The 23,810-nt window shown below is 38.0% G+C and carries 20 protein-coding genes; 14 read left to right on the top strand and 6 right to left on the bottom strand.

The annotated features are described in order from the left end of the window. Positions 1-96 precede the first annotated feature (96 nt). Together ACF3OC_RS04195 and yidC are read left to right on the top strand one after the other, a co-directional pair. A complete protein-coding gene (locus ACF3OC_RS04195) occupies positions 97-1,707 on the top strand; it encodes a CTP synthase (protein ID WP_094255198.1) in 1,611 nt (536 codons plus the stop codon). Positions 1,708-1,745: 38 nt separating this feature from the next. Next, positions 1,746-3,581 carry a membrane protein insertase YidC gene (yidC, locus tag ACF3OC_RS04190; RefSeq protein ID WP_094280789.1) on the top strand — a complete coding sequence of 612 codons (1,836 nt, stop codon included), beginning with the start codon at positions 1,746-1,748 and terminating at the stop codon, positions 3,579-3,581. A gap of 206 nt (positions 3,582-3,787) precedes the next feature. Here yidC and ACF3OC_RS04185 read toward each other — a convergent pair whose 3' ends face one another. Further along, complete coding sequence (locus ACF3OC_RS04185) at positions 3,788-5,137, bottom strand: acyl-CoA dehydrogenase family protein (RefSeq protein ID WP_094255200.1); 1,350 nt, start codon at positions 5,135-5,137, stop codon at positions 3,788-3,790. Between the two features lie 236 nt (positions 5,138-5,373). Between ACF3OC_RS04185 and ACF3OC_RS04180 the strand changes: the two genes are divergently transcribed. From ACF3OC_RS04180 to ACF3OC_RS04135, 10 genes are all read left to right on the top strand, one after another. Further along, positions 5,374-5,592, top strand: a complete 219-nt coding sequence (locus ACF3OC_RS04180) for a hypothetical protein (RefSeq protein ID WP_093098774.1) — start codon at positions 5,374-5,376, stop codon at positions 5,590-5,592. A gap of 305 nt (positions 5,593-5,897) precedes the next feature. Continuing rightward, positions 5,898-7,247, top strand: a complete 1,350-nt coding sequence (gene purB, locus ACF3OC_RS04175) for an adenylosuccinate lyase (RefSeq protein ID WP_094280788.1) — start codon at positions 5,898-5,900, stop codon at positions 7,245-7,247. A gap of 73 nt (positions 7,248-7,320) precedes the next feature. Further along, entirely contained in the window at positions 7,321-7,875 is a 555-nt protein-coding gene (locus tag ACF3OC_RS04170) for a NifU family protein (RefSeq protein ID WP_094255202.1), read from the top strand. 394 nt (positions 7,876-8,269) lie between these two features. After that, positions 8,270-9,118: a transketolase gene (locus ACF3OC_RS04165; RefSeq protein ID WP_094255203.1), complete on the top strand. Its 849-nt coding sequence runs from the start codon at positions 8,270-8,272 to the stop codon at positions 9,116-9,118. A gap of 26 nt (positions 9,119-9,144) precedes the next feature. Then, positions 9,145-10,098: a transketolase family protein gene (locus ACF3OC_RS04160; RefSeq protein WP_094255204.1), complete on the top strand. Its 954-nt coding sequence runs from the start codon at positions 9,145-9,147 to the stop codon at positions 10,096-10,098. Positions 10,099-10,104: 6 nt separating this feature from the next. Beyond that, complete coding sequence (locus tag ACF3OC_RS04155) at positions 10,105-10,650, top strand: RNA polymerase sigma factor (RefSeq protein ID WP_094255205.1); 546 nt, start codon at positions 10,105-10,107, stop codon at positions 10,648-10,650. Positions 10,651-10,684: 34 nt separating this feature from the next. Further along, positions 10,685-11,620: a hypothetical protein gene (locus ACF3OC_RS04150; RefSeq protein ID WP_144043705.1), complete on the top strand. Its 936-nt coding sequence runs from the start codon at positions 10,685-10,687 to the stop codon at positions 11,618-11,620. Next, positions 11,620-12,051 carry a hypothetical protein gene (locus tag ACF3OC_RS04145; RefSeq protein WP_220476802.1) on the top strand — a complete coding sequence of 144 codons (432 nt, stop codon included), beginning with the start codon at positions 11,620-11,622 and terminating at the stop codon, positions 12,049-12,051. Before ACF3OC_RS04150 ends, ACF3OC_RS04145 begins: the two co-directional genes overlap by 1 nt. A gap of 105 nt (positions 12,052-12,156) precedes the next feature. Beyond that, positions 12,157-13,344 carry an aspartate aminotransferase family protein gene (locus ACF3OC_RS04140; RefSeq protein WP_094280786.1) on the top strand — a complete coding sequence of 396 codons (1,188 nt, stop codon included), beginning with the start codon at positions 12,157-12,159 and terminating at the stop codon, positions 13,342-13,344. A 45-nt stretch (positions 13,345-13,389) separates the two neighbouring features. After that, positions 13,390-14,145 (top strand): SGNH/GDSL hydrolase family protein, encoded by a 756-nt coding sequence (locus ACF3OC_RS04135; protein WP_094255209.1) that lies wholly within the window; start codon positions 13,390-13,392, stop codon positions 14,143-14,145. A 158-nt stretch (positions 14,146-14,303) separates the two neighbouring features. Here ACF3OC_RS04135 and ACF3OC_RS04130 read toward each other — a convergent pair whose 3' ends face one another. From ACF3OC_RS04130 to thrA, 4 genes are all read right to left on the bottom strand, one after another. Continuing rightward, positions 14,304-15,488, bottom strand: a complete 1,185-nt coding sequence (locus tag ACF3OC_RS04130; protein ID WP_094280785.1) for a class I SAM-dependent rRNA methyltransferase — start codon at positions 15,486-15,488, stop codon at positions 14,304-14,306. A gap of 252 nt (positions 15,489-15,740) precedes the next feature. Continuing rightward, positions 15,741-17,048: a threonine synthase gene (gene thrC, locus ACF3OC_RS04125; protein ID WP_094280784.1), complete on the bottom strand. Its 1,308-nt coding sequence runs from the start codon at positions 17,046-17,048 to the stop codon at positions 15,741-15,743. A gap of 16 nt (positions 17,049-17,064) precedes the next feature. Continuing rightward, complete coding sequence (locus ACF3OC_RS04120; RefSeq protein ID WP_094280783.1) at positions 17,065-18,057, bottom strand: homoserine kinase; 993 nt, start codon at positions 18,055-18,057, stop codon at positions 17,065-17,067. A gap of 24 nt (positions 18,058-18,081) precedes the next feature. Further along, positions 18,082-20,529 (bottom strand): bifunctional aspartate kinase/homoserine dehydrogenase I, encoded by a 2,448-nt coding sequence (gene thrA / locus ACF3OC_RS04115; RefSeq protein ID WP_094280782.1) that lies wholly within the window; start codon positions 20,527-20,529, stop codon positions 18,082-18,084. A 484-nt stretch (positions 20,530-21,013) separates the two neighbouring features. Between thrA and ACF3OC_RS04110 the strand changes: the two genes are divergently transcribed. Further along, complete coding sequence (locus ACF3OC_RS04110) at positions 21,014-21,589, top strand: C40 family peptidase (protein ID WP_094255215.1); 576 nt, start codon at positions 21,014-21,016, stop codon at positions 21,587-21,589. A gap of 171 nt (positions 21,590-21,760) precedes the next feature. Continuing rightward, positions 21,761-22,276 (top strand): phosphoribosyltransferase family protein, encoded by a 516-nt coding sequence (locus ACF3OC_RS04105; RefSeq protein ID WP_094255715.1) that lies wholly within the window; start codon positions 21,761-21,763, stop codon positions 22,274-22,276. A gap of 52 nt (positions 22,277-22,328) precedes the next feature. On the opposite strand, the gene ACF3OC_RS04100 is transcribed toward ACF3OC_RS04105, so the two are convergent. Beyond that, on the bottom strand, positions 22,329-23,783 hold the full coding sequence (locus ACF3OC_RS04100) for a LysM peptidoglycan-binding domain-containing protein (protein WP_392470958.1): 1,455 nt from the start codon (positions 23,781-23,783) through the stop codon (positions 22,329-22,331). Positions 23,784-23,810: the final 27 nt, after the last annotated feature.

Here is a 23,810-nt window from a genome sequence, read left to right as displayed (position 1 = left end):
CATATTTAATAAAATTTCGTACCTTTGTATCCCGTACATAGAGCAGATGAACGATGCTTTTTATCTAGGCATCTAAGTTAGAAATCCATTATTGTTATGACTAAATATATCTTTGTTACGGGCGGCGTAACTTCGTCGTTAGGGAAAGGAATTATTGCAGCTTCCCTTGCCAAGCTTCTCCAAGCACGTGGTTTAAAAGTAACCATCCAGAAATTTGACCCGTACATCAATATTGATCCAGGAACGTTGAACCCTTATGAACATGGCGAATGTTATGTTACAGAAGATGGTGCAGAAACCGATCTTGACTTAGGTCACTATGAGCGTTTCTTAAATGTTCCGACCTCACAGGCGAATAATGTGACTACCGGTCGTATTTATAGCCATGTGATCGAGCAAGAGCGCGCAGGTGCCTATTTAGGTAAAACCGTTCAGGTAGTTCCACATATTACCGATGAGATCAAACGTCGCATGTTATTATTGGGACAGTCTGGAGAATATGATATCGTCATCACTGAATTAGGAGGTACTGTTGGTGATATTGAATCTTTACCATTTATTGAGGCAGTACGCCAGTTACGCTGGGAGTTGGGCAATAACGACTCTTTAGTAATCCACTTAACTTTAGTTCCTTACCTAGCAGCAGCTGGTGAGTTAAAAACTAAGCCTACACAACATTCAGTAAAGACTTTATTGGAATATGGTGTTCAACCAGACATTTTAGTTTGTAGAACAGAACATAAATTAAACAATGATATCCGCAAGAAACTTGCATTGTTTTGCAATGTGAATATCAATGCCGTAGTGGAATCTATTGATGCACCTACGATTTATGATGTACCATTGAATATGTTGAAAGAGCAATTGGACAAGACTGTCTTGGCTAAATTGAAACTTTCTACGAAGAATGAGCCGGATTTAGAGAACTGGAAATCATTCTTAGGCCGATTAAAAAACCCAACTGACGAGGTAAATATTGGTTTGGTTGGTAAATACGTTGAATTACCAGATGCCTACAAATCCATAGCGGAGGCATTTATCCATGCAGGGGCGACCAATGAGACTCGTGTAAAGGTAAAATATATCGCTGCTGAGAGTGTTAACCAAGAGAATGTATCGGAAAAATTAAAAGGCCTAGATGGTGTTTTAGTAGCTCCGGGATTTGGAGAACGCGGATTGGAAGGCAAGCTAGAAACTATTCGTTTCGTTCGTGAGAACAAAATTCCATTCTTTGGGATTTGTTTAGGAATGCAATGTTCAGTTATTGAATTTGGTAGAAATGTCCTAGGATTAAAAGGAGCAAACAGCTTTGAAATGGACGAGCATACCCCACATCCAGTTATCAATTTGATGGAGGAGCAAAAGAACATCAAAAATATGGGTGGCACGATGCGCTTAGGAGCTTACGATTGTGAGATCAAAAAAGGAACGAAAGCGTATGGGGTCTATGGAAAGTCAAAAATTTCGGAGAGACACCGTCATCGTTACGAATTTAACAATGCGTATCTAAAAGATTACGAAAATGCCGGAATGATAGCCTCAGGTATCAATCCAAGCACAGGATTAGTAGAAATTGTAGAATTGAAGGACCATCCATTCTTTGTTGCTGGACAATTTCATCCAGAATTAAAGTCAACAGTGGTAAATCCTCACCCACTTTTTGTTAGCTTTGTAGCCGCTGCATTAACGCATAAGAAATCACAGTAGAGTTTCGACCTCTACATATTTATAGTAATTAATAAACAATGGATAGAAATAACATTCTAGGTTTCATCTTTATCTTCGCCATCTTGGCAGGTTCTTTTTATTTTTTGAAGCCCTCTGATGCTGAGATTAAGAAAGAGCAACAACATCAAGATTCAATCAAAAGAGCAAAAGACGGATTAGCTCCGATTAGCGATTCCTTAAAAGCCGCTACTACCGTGACTCCTGCAGTTGCTGACTCTGTTTTATTAAGTCAACCATTTGGGGCAGCCTCCGTAGGTTCAGAACAAATCGTGACTTTAGAGAACGAGCTTATCAAAGTTAATTTGACCAACAAAGGAGGTCGAGTAAAATCAGTTGAGTTAAAAGGAGAGACTAATTTCGATGGTTCAAAACTTATCTTATTTGAAGGTAATGACAATCGTTTTGGTCTTGAATTCAATATCCCAGGGAAAGCTGTAAAAACGAACGATTTATTTTTCCAAGCACAAGGAGCTAGCGTTTCAGTTGCTGGACAAGATTCCAAATCGGTAACTATGCGTCTTTCATATGCTGCAGATAAATACATTGATTACATCTATACCTTAAAAGGGAATGATTACAACGTTCAATTCGACATTAAAACAGTAGGCATTGGAAGTTTAGTAGATGTTAATTCTAATAAAGTACTATTAAATTGGGAAACAACATTATTGCAGAAAGAGCGTAATGTAAAGTCCGAGCGTGAGAAATCAGCAATCTTCTATAGAGAAGATGATGGTTCGGTAGACCACTTATCAGAATCAAGTGATGATGAGGAAAAGATTGAAAAGAAACTTTCTTGGATTGCTTTCAAACAACATTTCTTCTCCAGTATCTTGACTAGTAAGGAAGGATTTGTGAATGCAGATCTTAAATCTACACTAATTACGCAAGACAGCGTTGTAAAGCATTATCGTGCTACAACGGAATTAGCTTTAAACAAACAAAACGATAGCCAACATGGCTTCAGCTTCTTCTTTGGTCCTAACAAATATAAAACGCTTAAAGCGGAAGGAAATGGATTCGAGAAGATTATTAATATGGGCTGGGGACCAATGGGATGGATCAATAAATTTATCACAGTTCCAATTTTTGACTTCCTAGATGGATTCAACATGAACTATGGTATTGTGATCTTGATTCTTACCTTGTTCTTAAAACTTCTAATGTTCCCTTTAACTTACAAATCATACCAATCCATGGGTAAGATGCGTGTGTTAAAGCCACAATTAGATGAGATAAAAGCCAAAGTAGGTGATGACAATCCAATGTTGTTACAGCAAGAGCAAATGAAGCTTTATAAACAAGCTGGTGTTAACCCATTGGGTGGATGTTTACCATTGTTGCTTCAAATGCCTTTCACCTTAGCGTTCTTCTTCTTCTTCCCGAATTTATTTGAATTACGTGGTGAGAGCTTCCTTTGGATTAAAGATTTATCAACATACGATGCGCCGATAACCTTCGCTCCTCTTCCTTTATTAGGAGTTGATCACATTTCATTTATGTGTATCCTGATGACATTGACTACCTTGTTAACGACTTGGTATAACAACTCGACATCTGGTGCAGTAAACAACCAGATGAAATACATCGGATACATCATGCCATTAGTATTCTTCTTTGTATTGAATAGCTTTCCAGCAGGTTTGAACTACTACTACTTCTTATCGGCAGTACTTACGTTCTTAACTCAGGTTATTATCCGTCAATTTGTTAATGACGATAAAATCCTTGCAGGAATCGAAGCAAACAAAAAGAAACCTAAAGCTGAAAAGAAACAGTCTTCCTTCCAAAAGAAAATGGAAGAAATGATGAGAGCTCAACAAGCCGCTCAACAGAATAAGGATAAGAAATAAAACAAAAACTCCTCGGCCAAATGACCGAGGAGTTTTTGTTTTATTTCAGATTTGAGATGTTAGATATGAGATTTGAGATAGTAGAAAGAATGATACTATCTCAAATCTCAATACTAATACAATTACTATCTCAATACTCATATCTCAAATCTCAAGACTAATCCGATTACTATCTCAATACTCACATCTCAAATCTCATATCTACCTTACACAAACGCGCTGAAGCCTGTGATGCTTCTACCGACGATTAGGGAATTGATTTCTTTGGTACCTTCGTAGGAATAGATAGCTTCGGCATCGGCAAGGAAGCGAGCTACATTATATTCTAGTAGGATACCGTTCCCACCCATTACCTCACGGGCTTTGGAGACAATGTCTCGCATTCTTAAGGTACAGAATACCTTTGCCAAGGACGCATGTTCATCTTTTAATTTCTCGTCATCCTGTAATTCAGATAAGCGGAATACCAATGTTTGCATCGCAGTAAGGTTTGAGAGCATTTCGACCAAATGATTTTGAATCAATTGGAATGAGGCGATTGGTTTACCAAATTGCTCTCTTTTGATAGTATAGTCCAAAGCATTTTCATAAGCTCCTCTAGCACATCCTACGGCCATCCAGGCCACTCCTGCCCTCGTCATCTGCAATACCTTTGCCGTATCCTTGAAGGAATTGGCATTTGGCAGGCGATCAGATTCTGGCACTACGCAGTCTGTTAAAGTAATTAATCCATTTTGAACAATCCGAAGGGCCATTTTATCTTTTATCTTCTCTACTGCAAATCCCGGGTTTTCCTTACGGACGATGAACCCTTTCACTTGCTGGTCATCAAGATCCCTTGCCCAGATAATGGTAATATCAGAGAATGTGGAATTTCCAATCCATTTTTTCTGACCATTCAACACCCAATTATCGCCATCGCGTTTACAAGTAGTGGTTAATCCACCTGCTGTTGCCGAACCAACCAAAGGTTCTGTCAGTCCAAATGCTCCAATTTTATTCAGTTGTTGCATTGCTGGCAACCACTCATTTTTCTGTTCATCGGATCCACACATATAGATGGAGCCCATTGCCAATCCACTTTGTACACCTAGGAAGGTTGCGATTGAAGGGTCGACACGGCCAAATTCAGCAGCGATAATTCCATCCATCAAGGATGTACCACCTGCACAGCCATAGCCATCATATACATAACCACAGACATTCAGTTCTCTTAATTTGGGGATAATTTCAAATGGAAACTCATCATGTAGCCAATATTTATTGACAATAGGTTTAATTTCAGTTTCCAGGAAAGATCTGACTTTCATTTGTAAGGCTCTATCTTCGTCGGAAAGTTTTGCGGAGATATCGTAAAAATCAGCGTTAATGGGCGGAGGATCTTTTTTCTTTTTACTTCCGGTCAACATTTTCATGGCCATTTTAAGCTGATTTTCGTCCATTTTAGAAACAGCACCTAAAACTTCCGCCAAATCCACCTTCTTTGAAATCTTGTCTAATTGCTCCAAATCGACTGATTTCATGAGCTTTAGGATATTCTGTAGTCTTTCTAGCATAACATTCTTTTAAAAAATTAACAGAAATATAACAATTTTTGTTTTTTGTTGTTGCAAATCAGCAAAACAGTAGTATATTTGCCCTGCCTTAAGGAAAATATTTAAAATCAAACGACTGAAAATCAAAAGGTTCAATAAAAATTTTAAAAAAACTTTATTTCTTGGGTTACCTTTTTAGGTATTGGGTATTAAGAATTAAATAAACAAATTTGTTTCAACTAAATAGAAAATTAAAAATGAAAAATTTATTCAAATTCGGATTCTTAGGTTTAGCATTAACTATCGCTGTTGCTTCTTGTAACAACGCAGAAACTAAAACTGAAGCTACTGCTGACTCTTTGTCAAACGTTGTAGATTCAACAACTGAAAACGTTGCTGATTCATTAGAAAACGTTGCTGATTCAGTACGTGCTACTGGTGATTCAATCGCTGATTCTTTGAAAAACGTTCAATAATCCGAACAAAATTTTTAAAAATACATCAAGAGCTCGTTTTAGAAACGAGCTTTTGTTGTTTTTGGGGTAAAGTAGTATTGAAATGTGAGATATGAGTATTGAGATATTAATTTCCTAGTATTGAGATATGAGTATTGAGATATTAATTTCCTAGTATTGAGATGTGAGATATGAGTATTGAGATATTAACCTTCAGAAACATCTCTATTCTATATTTCTGAGATTAAGACACTCACTGTCACAAATCTCATATCTCACATCTCACATCTATTTCTTATTTTTGCATCCGTACAAAAGAAAATAAAATGACTTTATCAGCATTAACTGCGATTACACCCATCGATGGCAGATATTATAACAGCAGCAAAGATCTTTCGAATTACTTTTCTGAATTCGCTTTAATCAAATACCGAGTATTAGTAGAGGTTGAATATTTTATTGCCTTATCGGAATCTGGTATTTCTCAATTAAGCCATTTTGATGGTAGTTTAAATGATAAATTGCGTGATATCTACCGTAATTTTAGTCAGGAAGATGCTCAATGGATAAAGGATACAGAAAAGGTTACCAACCATGATGTTAAAGCTGTTGAGTACTTTTTAAAGAATGAATTTGAAAAATTAGGTTTACATGATTCCCTGGAGTTTATCCATTTCGGATTAACATCGCAGGACATCAATAACACGGCGATTCCTCACTCTTGGAAAGATGCCTTAAAAGAAGTTTATCAGCCAGCGATTCAGGAATTAATCGATGAATTAAAAAAACTGAGTGCTGAATGGGAGAATGTGTCAATGTTGGCAAGAACCCATGGACAACCAGCCTCTCCTACTCGTTTGGGAAAAGAGATCAAGGTTTTTATTGAGCGTATTGAAAAACAAATCCATTTGTTGAATCAAGTGCCATTTTCTGCAAAATTTGGTGGTGCAACAGGTAATTTTAATGCTCATCATGTGGCATATCCAAATAATGACTGGGTAGCATTCGGAAACAAATTTGTAAATGAAGTATTAGGTCTTGACCGTTCCCAAACTACCACACAAATTGAGCATTACGACAATTTTGCGGCAAGCTGTGATGCAATGAAACGGATCAATAATATCATAATTGATTTATGTCGTGATATCTGGACTTATATATCCATGGATTACTTCAAACAAAAGATCACTGCGGGTCAAATTGGATCATCGGCAATGCCACATAAGGTCAACCCTATTGATTTCGAAAATGCAGAGGGTAACTTAGGCTTAGCTAATGCTGTTTTTGAGCACCTTGCGGCAAAACTTCCAATCTCAAGATTACAAAGAGACTTAACGGATTCTACAGTTTTAAGAAATATAGGAGTTCCATTTTCATACACGTTAATTGCTATTAAATCGACATTAAGAGGTTTAAGAAAGTTAATATTGAATGAAACAGCATTCCAAGAGGATTTGGAAAACAACTGGGCAGTTGTGGCAGAAGCGATTCAAACGATTTTAAGAAGAGAAGGATATCCAAAACCATACGAAGCATTAAAGGACCTTACTCGTACAAACAGTCATGTGACCAAAGATACCATTGCGGTATTTGTGGATCAACTGAATGTTACAGATGAGGTCAAAGAAGAGCTGAAAGCAATTTCCCCAAGTAACTATACTGGGGTTAAGTTATAAGCTTTTACGCAGTAATGACGTATAGCAACTAGATTAAACAGTATATTTGTATCTTTAATTACAACTTGAATACATGGCAACTATTAACGTATATACAGAAAGTACTCCTAATCCAGCGACGATGAAGTTCTTGGTCAACAAATTGTTGATTAATGGGAGCTTGGATTACCCAGATAGAGAAAAAGCTCAGGAATCTGCATTTGCAAGGGAATTATTCAAATTCAACTTTGTAAATGGAGTTTTCTTTGCGAGTAACTTCGTTACAATCACCAAAACTGAGGATGCGGAATGGGATGATATCGAAGCCTTATTAAAGGAATTCGTTAAAGGAGCTGTAGAGTCAGAATTGGCGGTTAAACCTGAAGAACATTCTGAAGAGATTAATTTTGAAGGTTCTGAGGTTGAAGTTAAGATTCAACAAGTGCTACACGACTATGTACGTCCTGCTGTAGAACAAGATGGTGGAGCTATTGCTTATAAATCATTTGACAATGGAACAGTTACGGTTGAGCTTCGTGGTTCATGTTCAGGCTGTCCATCTTCAACCATCACTTTGAAAGCTGGAATCGAAGGTTTATTGAAACGTATGGTTCCTGAAGTTGAAGAAGTGGTTGCAAATGCGATGTAGTATTTAGTATTTAGTATTTAGTATTTAGTATTTAGTATTTAGTATTTAGTATTTATAATAATTAATATTAATTATTAGATACTTGAAGAAATAAATGGGAAAGCCTGATTGAGAAATCAGGCTTTTTCTTTTCTGATAAAATTTCAGGAGCTATCTCTTTCTTAGGGGTAATTGGTTTCGGGCATGTTTTAGTTTTTCTAAACATTTCTATTATTTTTTGTAAATTCCGAATAATTCCATGCGAACCTGAATATTAAAAATTTCATAAATGTGAATTGTGGACAAAAATCTTTTAGAAGTTGGGATTAAGGGCTAAATAATTCAGCTTTTTCAAGGGCACTCCATTAAAAATCACTACCTTTATCGGCAAAATAATCGAAACTTTATAATTAAAATGAGTGCAGATATAAACAAACTAGAACAGATCGCTTCGCAAGTAAGAAGAGACATCGTTCGTATGGTACATGCATGCCAATCAGGTCACCCGGGTGGATCCTTGGGCTGTACTGATTATTTTGTGGCCTTGTATTTCCACGCAATGAAAAATGACCCATCTTTTAACATGGATGGCATTGGGGAAGACATTTTCTTCTTGTCAAACGGTCACATTTCTCCAGTTTTCTACAGTACCTTGGCTAGAGCTGGATATTTTCCAGTGAGCGAACTTGCTACTTTCAGAAAAATCAACTCCCGTCTTCAAGGTCACCCGACTACGCATGAGCATCTTCCAGGAATTCGTATTGCTTCGGGTTCATTAGGCCAAGGCTTATCAGTTGCGTTAGGTGCGGCACAAGCTAAAAAGTTGAACAAAGACAACAATTTAGTTTATGTATTGATGGGTGATGGGGAATTGCAAGAAGGACAGGTTTGGGAAGCTGCGATGTATGCTCCGCACAATAAAGTAGATAACATTATTGCTGCTGTAGATTATAACCGTGCTCAAATTGATGGTTCTACTGATGATGTATTATCATTGGGCAACCTACGTGCGAAATGGGAAGCATTTGGATGGGATGTTTTAGAGGTAGATAAAGGAAATGATATGGCATCAGTAATCGCAGGATTAGATGAGGCTAAATCACGTACAGGAAAAGGAAAACCAGTTATCATTTTATTACACACAGAAATGGGGTCAGGAGTTGATTTCATGATGGGTTCACATAAATGGCATGGTGTTGCTCCAAATGATGAGCAATTAGAATCTGCATTAAACCAAATCCCTAGAACGATAGGTGATTATTAATCATTGATTACACGATAGTATTAGTAATGAAAAAATATACATACACAGAATCAAAAGATACACGTTCAGGTTTCGGCGCCGGATTATTAGAAGCTGGTCAGAAAAATGAGAACGTAGTAGCCTTATGTGCTGACTTGATTGGTTCATTAAAAATGAACGACTTTATAAAAGCTTATCCTGAGCGTTTCTTCCAAATTGGTATTGCGGAAGCTAACATGATGGGTATTGCTGCAGGACTTACCATTGGTGGTAAGATTCCATTCACAGGAACATTTGCGAACTTCTCTACTGGTCGTGTTTATGACCAGATCCGTCAATCCATTGCTTATTCAGGTAAGAATGTAAAAATCTGTGCTTCACACGCGGGCTTAACCCTAGGTGAAGACGGAGCTACACACCAGATTTTGGAAGATATCGGATTAATGAAGATGTTGCCAGGAATGACTGTGATCAATCCATGTGATTACAACCAAACAAAGGCAGCTACTGTTGCGTTAGTAGACCATGAAGGTCCTGTATATTTACGTTTTGGTCGTCCAGTAGTTCCTAACTTCACTCCTGCGGATCAAAAATTTGAGATTGGCAAGGCAGTTATGTTAAACGAAGGGACAGATGTAACGATTATTGCTACAGGTCACTTGGTTTGGGAAGCGATCCAAGCGGGTGAGGAATTGGAGAAATTAGGTATCAGTGCTGAAATCATCAATATCCACACGATTAAACCATTGGATGAAGAAGCTGTATTAAAGTCAGTTACGAAGACTGGTTGTGTTGTTACCGCAGAGGAACACAATCGTTTGGGTGGACTTGGCGACAGTGTGGCCCAATTATTGGCACAGAAATTACCTACTCCACAAGAGTATGTTGCAGTAAACGATAGCTTTGGCGAATCGGGTACTCCAGCACAATTGATGGAGAAATACGGATTAAATGCTGCAAACATTGTAAATGCAGTACGTAAAGTAATTACAAGAAAATAACAATCTATGGAAGATTCCCTGATAATAGCCAAGTTTGCGGATGAAAAGACTCGAGAAGAGGCATTCCGTTTACTGCTAAAAAAATATCAGCAAAAGATTTATTGGCATGTCAGACGAATGGTCATAGACCATGACGATGCTGATGATGTTGTACAAGATATATTTATCAAAGTATGGCGTAATCTTGAGAAATTCAGGGAAGATTCTCAATTGTACACTTGGTTATACCGCATTGCTACCAATGAGTGTATTACCTTTTTGAACAAGAAAAAACAAAAGCAGAGTGTTTCATTGGATGATGAAAACTCTGCTTATTTAGCAGATTCATTGGCTGACGGCGCCTATTTCAATGGTGACAAGGCACAGATGAAGCTACAACAGGCCTTATTAACCTTGCCTGATAAACAGCGTTTGGTTTTTAACATGAAGTATTTCGAGGATATGAAATACGAGGAAATATCCGAAGTGTTAGGAACAAGCGTAGGAGCATTAAAGGCTTCATACCATTTAGCAGTTAAAAAAATAGAGAACTTTTTTGCCTCAAACGATTAAACCTTTTGCCGCAAAAACCATCTATTATGGTACTATGAAAGAAAATAACACATATTACGAAAATTTAGGAGACAACCAACTGCCTAACTCGTTGCGTGTCAACCCTTTCATTGTACCTGAAAATTACTTTGAAAAGCTAACCGAAAGAAGTTTATTCTTCGCTAAACTTGATCAGATTTCAGACACAGGAAAAGTAGGATTGAGCACCCCTCGTGGATTCTTTGAACAACAAGAATCGCAACTATTAGGTCAGATAAAGATTGACCAGTATAGAGACGTTGCTGCCTTCAATGTTCCTGAGGGTTATTTTGATCAAATGAGCGAGCAAATCCTTTCCCAAGTTCATATTGAAGAGGTGAAAGCGATGGAAGAAAATGATATTCCGGCTGGTTACTTTGATAACTTGACTGCTCGGATTCTAAACAGAATTGAAGAAGAAGAGTTAACCCTAGAAATAGCAGAACCTGGATTTACAGTTCCTGAAGGTTATTTTGAAGAGGCAGATGATCAAATCATGGCTTCGATTTATACGGAGGAATTGAAGACACAGGTAGCGACAGAAGGATTTGAAGTACCTGCGGGATATTTTGATCAGATGTCAAATGCTATTCTTGACAAAGTACAGGACAAGAAGGTTATTCAAATGCCTTCACGTAATGAGTCTGAAACTTCAGTATCTGGGAAGAAGAGAAAAGTCTTTACTTGGTTGACATCCGCTGCGGCTGCATGCGTTGCTGCAATAGTTGCTGTATCTGTATATAATGCAGATCAGAATCAACCAATGAAAACGGAAATGATGTCGTTGAATGAAATCCCTGAGGATGAAATTATCAACTACCTTTCCAATTACAGCGATGCTTCTGATCTAGAATACTATGCTGAGTATATCTATCAACCAGAAGAGTCAAAAGAGGTGGGATCTGGGATTGATAAGGAAGTTTTAGAAGATTACTTAAATTATAATTTATAATGATTCGTTTAAAACATATTATTTCAACAATTTGTTTGATTTGTATAGCTTGTTTTGTTGCGAATGGACAGTCACGTCAGGAAAGGTTTGATGCTATTGAACGCCAAAAGGCTGCTTATATTTCTAAACAATTACGGTTAACACCAGTGGAAGCACAACAGTTCTTTCCCTTATACAATATGTATTCGAAAGAAATCAGAAGTGTGAAATCAAAGAAATCGCAAGGACATCAGAATTCTAAATCCCAAGGAAATTCCTTTCGATCAAATAATGATGTTATTGAATTTGATGCACAAGAGGTCGACATAAAGAAGAAATATCGGGCGAAGTTTGCTGATGTCGTCGGGCAAGCCCGAGCATCACAGTTCTTTGCCGTAGAACAGGAATTTATTGAACTGCTCTACAAAGAACTCAACAGTAGAAGACATTAAGAAAGAAGCTCTCCATTTAGAGCTTCTTTTTTTTGATGTGCCTAAACTATTTTCCAATAGGATAAGTTATAGGTTTGTTGCCTTTATCCCTATCTTTGCAACATCATGATAAGTAATAGAGAACTCTTCCTAAAAAACACTGCCCAAACTTCAGACTCACCAAGATTATTAGAAATTGACCGTGCTGAAGGAGTTTACCTCTATGGGCCAAACGGAGAGAAATATATTGATTTAGTTTCTGGTTTCAATGTGAGCAACATTGGCCATAGACATCCACAAGTATTAAAAGCCATTCAAGAACAATTAGATCGCTTCATGCACGTGACAGTGTATGGCGAATTTGTTCAAGCCCCGCAAGTCCAGTTTGCTACAGAACTTCTAGAAGTTCTTCCAGAAAGCTTTCAATCGGTTTATTTCACCAATTCTGGTGCTGAAGCTGTTGAAGGATCGATGAAGGTCGCCAAGAAATTTACAGGCCGCAGGGAGATCATCGCTGCCAAGCAAGCCTACCATGGCAGTACCCAAGGAGCATTAAGTTTAATTGGGAATGATGAGTACCGGGAAGCTTATGCTCCCCTATTGCCTGAGGTTTCATTTATAGAATATAATAGCCCTACTGACTTGGATAAGATTACAAATAAAACCGCAGCAGTCATAGTGGAAGCAATCCAAGGTGAAGCAGGTGTTCGAGTTCCAAGCAAGGAATACATGCAGGCCTTGCGCCAGAAATGTACTGAAACTGGTGCTCTATTGATATTTGATGAAATCCAAACAGGATTTGGCAGAACAGGAAAACTTTTTGCTTTTGAGCACTTCGGAATAATTCCAGATATTTTAATGTTAGCTAAAGGAATAGGTGGGGGAATGCCATTAGGTGCCTTTGTTGCTCCAAAAGGAATGATGGATGTCATCAAATCTAACCCCATGCTTGGTCATATTACAACCTTTGGTGGACATCCTGTAAGTTGTGCAGCTGCTCGCACCTCCCTAAAAGTCATTCGAGATGAGAAATTAGTTGAGGATGTGGAGCGGAAAGCGAATTTATTCAGAGCAGAACTCAATATTCCGCAGATAAAAGAAATCCGTGGCTTGGGATTAATGATGTGTCTTCAATTGGAGAACTTTGACCAAGTGTATCAAGTCAGTAATTATTGTGCAAGTCAGGGATTAATTATTGACTGGTATCTGCACTGTGAAACTGCTTTAAGAGTAGCTCCACCACTGACCATCAGTGATGAGGAAATTATACATTCCTGCAAAATAATTAGGGAAGGGATTGAAAAATTCTGTTAGAATAGGTAAATTGCTTTAACACAATCAACCTAGTTATTATAAACAATGGAAAACAGAAGAGACTTTTTAAAGAAGAGCTTGTTGACTTTGGGAGCAGCCGGCTTAGGGACTTCCTTAGCAAATGCTATTGACTTTTCAACCGGTGCTAAAGCAAAATTAACGATCAATAAAGGGGATGTCATCTTATTTCAAGGCGACTCCATTACAGATGCTGGTCGTAATAGAGAGAACCTAAAGCCAAATGATGGCAATGCCTTCGGAAACGGCTATGCATTCATGGCAGCAAGTACTTTGTTAAATAAATATGCAGATAAGGATATCAAGGTTTATAACCGCGGTATCAGTGGTAACCGAGTTCCTGACCTAATCAATCGTTGGCAAACTGATGCTTTGGATCTAAAGCCTAATATTCTAAGTATTATGATTGGGGTAAATGATTTTTGGAGAACAATGGATAGCGGTGCGAAAAACTCACCTGAGCAATACAAAGCCCAATACAAAGAGTTACTTGATAAAACAAAAGCTGCCCTTCCAGATGTTAAGTTGATTATCATTGAACCTTTCGGTGTTAAAAATGTAAAACATGTAACGGATGCATGGTATCCTGAATTTCCAAAATATTTGAATGCCGCCAAAGAAATTGCTCAGGAATATGGGGCTATATTCTTACCGTATCAAACGATCTTCGATCAAGGATTAAAAAGAAATAAAGATGGTGGCTATTGGACAACAGATGGAGTTCACACCACGATGGCAGGTGCCAACCTTATGGCTGAAGCCTGGTTGAATCTGATAAAATAATAAACAAACAAAACCGCCTCAGTTTTTCTGAGGCGGTTTTGTTTGTTTATTAGATATGAGAAGTGAGATGTGAGAATTGTGATATTAAACGGGTTAAATTATCGTCAGAAATTTCTCAAATCTCAAATCTAATATCTCACATCTAAATTCTATTTAAATCAGACTACTCTGACCAATAATCCTTTCAAGTATTCACCTTCAGGGAAAGAAGCTCTAACGGGATGATCTTCGGGTTGGCAGTATTGATAGATAAACTGAATTTCTTTGCCGGCATCCAATGCAGCCCAGGCAATCACTTGTTTAAAAGTTTCAATATCCATGGCTCCAGAACAGGAGAATGTTGCTAACAGTCCGCCACTGTTTAGAAGCATTAATCCACGGCGGTTTAAATCTTTATACGCTCGAGAAGCTTTTTCTAGGGTTGCTCTTGATGGAGCATATTTTGGTGGATCCAGGACGATTAGGTCAAACTTCTCACCTTTTTCACCCAGCTCTCTCAAATATTTATTGACATCCGATTGCACTGCAATATGTTTGCTGCTATCGAAGCCATTATTCTTTACATTGTTTTTAAGGGTATCAATTGCCAAAGCAGAACTATCTACAGAGGTCACAGAAGTAGCGCCCTCATGGAATGCATTCAATGTAAATCCTCCGGAATAACAGAAACAATCCAATACCGATTTACCTTTGGTATATTTTGCTGTAATGGCTCTATTTTCTCTTTGATCACAATAGAATCCAGATTTCTGCCCTTCAGCGATATTGACCTGATAATGTATTCCATTCTCGATTACATCCACAAATTCAGGCGGCATAATTCCGAATAATTTTCCATTGGTATCCGGCAAGCCTTCATATTCACGAGACTTTAAATCACTACGTTCATAAATCCCTTGTGGTTGCAATAACTGCATTAACTGATCTACAATTATATCCTTAACCCTTTCGATTCCAGCAGAATGCACCTGAACAGAGATAAAATCAGCATATTTATCGGCGATTAAGCCTGGCAGGAAATCAGCTTCAGCGAAAATCAAACGGACCGTATTATTTTGTTCATTCAAGAGGAACTTACGGTTATTAACGGCCTTGGTTACACGATTTCGCCACCATTGCTCATTAATTTCATTTCGAGGATCCCATTCCAATAAACGGACAGCAACCCTAGAGTTTCCGTTATAAATTCCGTAGGCAATAAACTCATCTTCTATATTAAAAACAGAAACGATATCTCCATTTTGCGGTTTCCCCAGGGCAGCTGAGATTGCACCGGAAAAGACCCATGGATGTAATTGCCAAGCGGCTTTATCCTTTCCTTTGTTCAGGATTATTTTATTCATGACTGCAAAAATAAATAGAATTGAAAGAAATTAATTCATCATGGAATAAAAAACTTTGAATAACATCCATCTTTTCTTGATTTTACCTCCACACTTTTCTTAATGTTGGATCATTTATTCTTTTTCAATAATTATTTTCATTAAATTCATATAACCATCTAATAAACAACTTATGAAACTTTTCACTACCGTAATAAATTAGGATCAAATACGATATTACCCGTATTGATCCTTTTTTAAGTATAGAAGATATTAATTGTTCTCAATCAAATAAGCTTTGAAAGCGTCGTAATCTACTTTTAATTCTTCAGCTAACTTCGGTAATCCTTGGAGCTTCTCTGCTCCTGCTGGAAGTTTAACTTCTTTATAGACCTCTTCTGAAATAGCTTCTGGGAATTTACATGGATGCGCTGTGGATAGGAACACCGATGCATATTCACCAGGATGGTCTTTCCGGTAAGCTTTAGAGGCTAGATATGCAATTGCTGTGTGAGGACAAGCCACATATTTGAATTGCTCATACAGCTCATCCATTCCTTTTTTCGTTTCTTCATCATTGTAGGTGTATGAACTAATCATTCCTTGCAATTCGGAAAGGTTATTTTGGAAAAGATCTTGAATCCGCACCCAGTTGCTTGGGTTTCCAACATCCATTGCATTTGCCAGAGTTTGTACAGAGGCCTTAGGCTCATACAGTCCTGAATTTAAGAAACGAGGTACCGTATCATTAACATTGGTTCCAGCGACAAAATGCGAAACGGGCAAGCCCATTTTATAAGCTAATAAGCCCGCACCAATATTTCCAAAGTTTCCACTTGGCACAGTGAAAACGACTTCACCCATTCCTTGCGACTTCAACTGAGCATAAGCCCAGAAGTAATAGAAGGTTTGCGGGATTAATCGTGCGATATTGATTGAATTAGCAGAGGTAAGTCTTAGCTTTTGATTTAATTCAGGATCATTGAATGCTTGTTTGACCAAAGCTTGGCAATCATCAAACGTTCCTTCCACTTCCAAGGCTCTGATGTTTTGTCCATTAGTAGTCAATTGTTCTTCCTGAACCTTGGATACTTTACCTTTAGGGTATAGGATTGTCACTCTCGTGCCTTCAACGCCAAGGAAACCTAAGGCCACTGCCCCACCGGTATCTCCTGAAGTAGCCACCAAGACATCTAATAACTGATCGCCTTGTTTCGAGAAATAGCCCATAACCCGGCTCATAAATCTTGCGCCGAAATCCTTAAATGCATAGGAAGGTCCATGGAAAAGTTCTAAAACTGCAGTTTCAGGACTAAGGAATCTCAATGGTGCATCAAAATTAATCGCATCCTCGATGATAGCTTTCAGGTCTTTCTCAGGGATATCGTCGCCAATAATGGCATTCGCAATCTGAAAAGCAATTTCCTGAAATGAATATTGCTGAATATTTTTTATGAAATATGGATCTAAAGAGGGGATATTTTCAGGCATATAAAGTCCCTTGTCCTGAGGCAGAGAATTGAAAACGGCTTCTTGGAAGGATACTCTTAGATTTTTATTGTTTGTACTATAAAATTGCATGGTAATAAGTTTAGATTTAAGAAAGAATTTTTGGTCCTTCAGCGTTTACAGCAGATACAAACTGTAAACTTTCAATTCCATTCGCTGTTAAATGTTCCTGAATACGGTCCACTGCCAATTGAGCTGCCTCAGCACCTTTGCTGATTGCAACTACAGATGGTCCCGATCCGGAGATACCAAAGCTCAAAGCTCCAGCTTCCATAGCGATTCGTTTCATCTCATAGAATTCCGGGATCAATATTGCTCTGGTTGGTTCAATCAACACATCGTGCATGCTTCGACCAATAAGATCATAATCGCTTCTATATAAGCCCGCAACCAATCCTGCGATATTTCCCCATTGATTGACAGCATCTTTTAATGATACTTTCTCTTTGATCAACTGCCTGGCATCCCTTGTCGGAACATCCACTTGCGGGAACACGATTCCGGCAACTAAATCTTCAGGAACGGGCAAACTGATGATATCCAAAGGTTCGTATCCACGAATCAAGGTGATACCACCCATCAATGCCGGAGCGACATTATCAGCATGTCCATGGCCACAAGCCAATCTTTCTCCTTCCACACAAAATGGCATAAGTTCGTTTTTGGTCAATGGGTTTCCTAGCAAAGCATTGATGGCAAATAATCCGGCAACCGTACTCGCGGAACTGGAACCTAATCCACTACCAATTGGCATGTGTTTGATTAAATCGATTTCAACTCCTATTTCATTTTCAATCCCTAGGTGATTCAAAAGCATTTTTACACAAGCACTCACTGTATTTTTATCAGGATCTAATGGCAAACGGCCATCGTCTCCTTTGATCGAGCGGATTCTAACCCCTACCTCTTCCACCTGATGCATGAATACCTCATCGCCAGGTTTTTCAACTGCAAAACCCAAAATATCGAAGCCACAAATCATATTTGCCACTGTTGCAGGTGCAAAAACTCGTACTTCTTTTAACCAATTATCTGGATTCAATGTATTTTCCTTTTTTATTAATTGTTCAGGATTTGACATGTTCTTAGTTTTTATGATTTTGAATTATGCACCTACATTGACTAAATCGGCAAATACACCAGCTGCTGTCACCTCTGCCCCTGCGCCTGGTCCTTTCACCACCAATGGTCTTTCCTTATAACGTTCCGTAGTAAATGAGATAATATTGTCACTACCAGATAGGGCATAAAAAGGATGACTCTCATCGACCATCTGTAAGCTGATGGCAACTTTACCATTCTCCAGGGTTCCGATATAACGAATTACCTTTCCTTGCTGCTCTGCTTCTTGCTTGATGTTATTGAAGAAATCATCCGCTTTCAATAATTCTGCATAGAACTCATCCACCGAAGAAGCTTTCAAGCAACTCTCAGGGAGGATATTTCCTAACTGTACATCTGAAGACTCAATTGGATAACCAGCATCACGGCCCAGAATCAACATCTTTCTCATAAAATCAATTCCACCAAGGTCGTCTCGTGGGTCCGGTTCAGTGTATCCCAGTTCCTGTGCTTTTTTCACCACATCGTAGAAGGATGCATCCCCTTTAAAGTTATTAAAGATATAAGAGATTGTTCCTGAAAGAATAGCTTCAATTTTCAATAATTGGTCACCACTCATCATCAGGTCTTTCAAGACACGAACGATAGGCAAGCCTGCACCAACATTAGTTTCATAGAAGAAATCAACCCCATGTTTGCGGGCTGTTTCATGAAGTAATTTGTATTGTGCATATTCTCCAGAATTGGCGATCTTATTACAGGTTACAACTGAAATATTGGATTTAAATATATTCTCATAATAAGTTGCCGGAAGCTTGCTTGCTGTATTATCGATAAATACACAGTTTGGCAAGTTCATTTCCTGCATTTTTGAGATAAAGGTTGCTAAGTCAGCTACCTCTCCATTTGCATCCATTTCTGCTTGCCAGTTGCCTAAATCAACCCCATCAGCATTGAAATACATGCGTCTAGAATTTGAAATACCCACAACTTTAATCTCAACATCATTTTGTTCTTCAAGGAAGGAATGTTGTTTATGTAATTGACTGAACAAGGTAGAGCCAATATTTCCAGTACCTATATTAAAGACATGCAGCGTCTTTTTCAACTCTGCGAAGAAGGCATCATGCACTGCATTTAGTGCTTTTGACAAATCTTCCTTATTGATAATAACAGAGATATTAAATTCAGAGGAGCCCTGCGCTATTGCACGGACATTGATACCATTTCTACCTAAAGCATGGAATAATTTACCTGACATCCCTGGAGTACGCTTCATGTTCTCTCCTACGATTGCCAAGATGGATAAATTATCCTCGACCACCGGCATAGCGAGTTTATTAGCCAGTAGCTCCAATTCAAACTCATTCTGGATTAGATTAACTGCTTTTTGGGAATCACTTGGATTTACTGCAAAGGTGATGCTATGTTCAGAAGAAGACTGCGTAATCAAGATCACATTGATCTGCTCTCTCGCCAACAAGGTAAATAACCTACCGCTGAAGCCTGATTTGCCAACCATTCCACTACCTGTCAGATTGATAACTGAAACATCAGAGATAGAAGATATCCCTTTGATTGGAAATGCTGCCTTCCCTGTTTCGAATTGAATAACCGTTCCTGGAAACTTCGGTTGGAAGGTATTGCGGATAACAATTGGGATTTTCTTCATGAAGGCTGGAACCATTGTCGGAGGATAAATCACCTTCGCCCCAAAATAGGATAGTTCCATTGCCTCTGTATAAGATAAAACTGGCAATGAGAATGCTTTTTTAACAATACGAGGATCCGCAGTCAACATTCCATTTACGTCAGTCCATATTTCGATGGCGGAAGCATTGAGCACCGAACCGAAAATAGCCGCTGTATAGTCTGATCCCCCACGGCCTAATGTTGTAATTCTACCTCTCTCATTCGAACCGATAAATCCAGTTACAAATAGGAGTTTATCAGCATGGGTTTGAGCAAGGGCTTGAATTAATTGAGTTGTTAAGGGTTCATTTAGATGAGCATTTCCAAAGTTGGAGTCTGTTTTTACATAATGCGAGGCATTAATATATTCAGCTTCAGGAACTTCTTGTTCCATGATTTTAGCAACCAAATAATTACTGCAACGCTCGCCATAGGAAATGATCAGGTCTTTGCTTTGATTGCTTAACTCTTTGAGAGCTGCGACACCTTGTAAAAGATCTTCAAGTTCATTGACCAATAATTTAAGTCTGGTCAATACTGGGTTTTGGAATTTTACAGCGATTAATTTCTTAACGACTTCAAAATGTTTTTCTTCCAACACCTTCAGATCCTCTATGAAGGACTTGCCTTCAGAAGCATCCTCGGCCATTTTTGTCAATAGGTTGGTGATTCCTGACATGGCTGATAAAACAACCAATGGTTTTTCTCCGGCTTCGAAGGATTCTTTAACGATTGCCAATACGGCTTTGATGCTTTCTACGGAACCTACGGATGTTCCGCCAAATTTTAGGATTTTCATGCTTTAGTTGCTCTGATTATTTACTGTTTTGTTTGTTTTAAAAATAAAAAAAGCCCTCCTCAAAATGAGGAAGGCTTCTAATATCTGTACTATTTACTATACAATAGAGTCACTTCCTCCTGGCTTCTCCCCCGGTGGTAATGATAATTGTAATAATAATAGATGCGTTTAACATTAATTTTGCTTTTGTTTTTCCAAATATATTATTAAATTTTAGATAATCAGATAGTTTTATTAAAAAAATTAAAAAAAAAATTAAAACAGGTGATTTATTAGAATAGGGCAAGTTTTTGAGCGATTTTCGATAAATAGAAGGTTGAACATCGAAAAAATGCAAATGTTAAAAGTGTTAAAACTTTGTTAAATTTCTTTAAGAATGTTTTGATTTCTATACAGTATGTATTAGATTTGCTTCAGCTCGTTTGAAAAATTACAAAAAAATGAAGATTTCAGAGAGCTTATGGTTGTATAAATTAGCGATTTAATGAAAACAAAGAAACTAGTGGCAGTGATGCTATTCATAGGCTTATGTCTATTCTCGCAGGCTCAAACCAGCCAAAAATCCTCCGACCCTGATAACCTAGCAAAAGAATACTTCTCTCAAATAATGGGCGTTGCATCAAACGCTACTACGAACACAAAACTTTATCAATTTGTTTACGAATGGTTAGGAACTCCATACCGTTTGGGTGGTGATTCTAAAAGAGGTATTGACTGTTCAAAATTCTCTTTAGCAGTTTACGAGAATGTGTTCAACACAACAATCGGTTATAATAGCCGTAATCAGTATTCCAATGTAACTCCGGTTCGCAAGAATGATTTACAAGCGGGAGATCTAGTTTTCTTTAAAATTAGAAGTAGAAGTATTACACATGTTGGAGTTTATTTAGGAGACGATAAATTTGCACATGCCTCTTCAAGTAAAGGTGTGATGGTAAGTAACCTTAATGAAGCTTACTGGAAGAGATATTATTACAATGGTGGCCGTCCTAAATTAGAGGATAACGAGCGTATCATGACCGCTGATGCTAATCCTACTGGCAAAAGCAATCTTCACTAGATCAAACAAAAAATATAATATTAAATAAAGTCCGAAAGTCATGCTTTCGGACTTTATTTTTTAAAATTTTATTAAATTTACCCCTATCAAAAGCATTCATGTACTAATTGTATTTTACAATCTAGTATACACATGAATTCCTTTAATAAGACACGAATAGAAAAAGCAACAATGTCATCAAAGAAAACACTTATTCTCAATAAAGAGCAGATTCACCAAAAGTCAAAGCGTATTGCTTACCAAATCATAGAAGACAATTTTGATGAATCTTCCATTGTTCTTGTTGGACTTGCGGACCGTGGTTATGTGTTTGCGGAACGCCTACAAAAGTTATTAAAGGAAATTGCTCCGGAAAAAAATTATGAGCTGATCAAGGTAACTGTTCAAAAAACAAAGCGTAGCCTGGAAGCAATAACTGATGTTCCTGTGGAAACTGCCAAGAACAAAGTTATTATTCTAATAGACGACGTTTTAAACAGCGGTAGGACCTTAGCTTACGGTTTGGGCGTCTTTCTTAACGTTCCATTAAAACGAATGCGTACAGCCGTTCTAATTGACCGTAGCCACCATCAATTCCCGGTATTCAGTGATTACTATGGATTAAAACTTTCAACGATCCTCAAAGAACATGTAGAGGTCGTTTTAGAAGAATTCGATAAACAAGAAGATGCGGCATATTTATCATAGCCGCATCTTCCATTTTTACTAGTATCTGTTTAGGTAATCCCTCGATTTTTTCTTAGCCTTTACCTTTATAAATTTTCAATTTCTGACCTATGCGAAGGTTTGACCCTCGAAGGTTATTATCTGACTTAATCTTGCCAATCGTAGCTCCACGATGTTTACCGGCAATTTCTGATAAGGTATCCCCTTTTCTTACAACATAGGTTACATAAGTTGGATTCTTTTTGGCTACAGTCTTAGCCTGACTCACAGCAGCAACCACATTTTTAGTTAACTCCTCGTCAATAGCTCTTGACACTACAATCTCACGCCCTACAATCGATGATCTAGAGGTTAGATGATTCCAGGCCATTAAGTTTTGTACACTTACTCCATATTTCTTAGAAATACTCTGAAGGGTTTCTCCCTTGACTACCTGATGATTTTTATCCTCTTTCACCTCTACAGCTGCAATCGCCTTCTGAACAACTTCATCCTGCTGATTGTGCAAAGCTGCATAGATTAAAGAATCACTCATGGATTCATTCACCGGAATAACTAACCTTCTTTGTTTTTCTGGACTTGCAATCACCACATCGCGCTTGTAGCCAGGATTCAATTGTTTCAGCAATTCTGTTGAACAAGTCAAAGCAGAAGCCACCTGATTCATGTTGATGGATTTATCCAACATCAACACTTTATGATCCGATTGTAAATCATTAACAGCTGTACTCAATCCATACAATTCAGCATGGTTGAGGACATAAGTCATCGCGATAAACTTGGGAATATAATTCTGGGTTTCTTTTGGCAGATAGGGCGAAAGCTCCCAATAATTAGGGCTATTCAATCCGGAACGCACTATAGCACGGCGAACGCATCCCATACCACAGTTATACGAAGCAAGAGCCAATAACCAATCGTTAAATTCATCATAGGCATCTTTCAAATAACTTGAAACGGCATAGGTCGTTGAATACACATCCTTACGTTCATCAAAATTCGAATCCATGGTCAGGTTATAGACCTTTGCAGTACCATAAATAAATTGCCATGGACCTACCGCTCCTGAAGTGGAAACTGTATGCGGATTAAGGGAAGATTCAATGACTGATAAATACCGAATTTCTTGTGGTAATCCTTGCTCAGCAAAGATCTGATCGTAAATAGGGAAATAATACTCGCTCAGCCCGAGTAACTTTTCCATGTAAGGTTTGTAGTTTCTGGAGATATACTTATCCAGATAGGCTTTAACGCGAGCGTTATATTCTAAAGGAACAGTTTTTTGGATTCGAGCAATACGCTGGGCGATATTGACATCTTCCTCATTAAACACCACCGAACTCCCTGCGACTTGCTTTACGGAATCGAGTAATAAAAATGTTTTCTCTTTGTCCTTTTCAATTTGGTCAATAATATTAGCCTGAAAAGTTTCGCCGAAATTATGAGGTTCGAACTGTTGTTCCTGTGTGTATCCCAATTTCATGACACACAAGCCTATTGTAACTAGGAAACTAATTTTTTTGTTCATAAGTATTTAAGTACTGTAAACTATCTG

The sequence above is a fragment of the Sphingobacterium cellulitidis genome, from assembly GCF_043187465.1.
GTDB classification, from domain to species: Bacteria; Bacteroidota; Bacteroidia; order Sphingobacteriales; family Sphingobacteriaceae; genus Sphingobacterium; species Sphingobacterium cellulitidis.
Note: the sequence above shows the minus strand (reverse complement) of the source record. Positions and strands in the feature narration are given on the sequence as shown.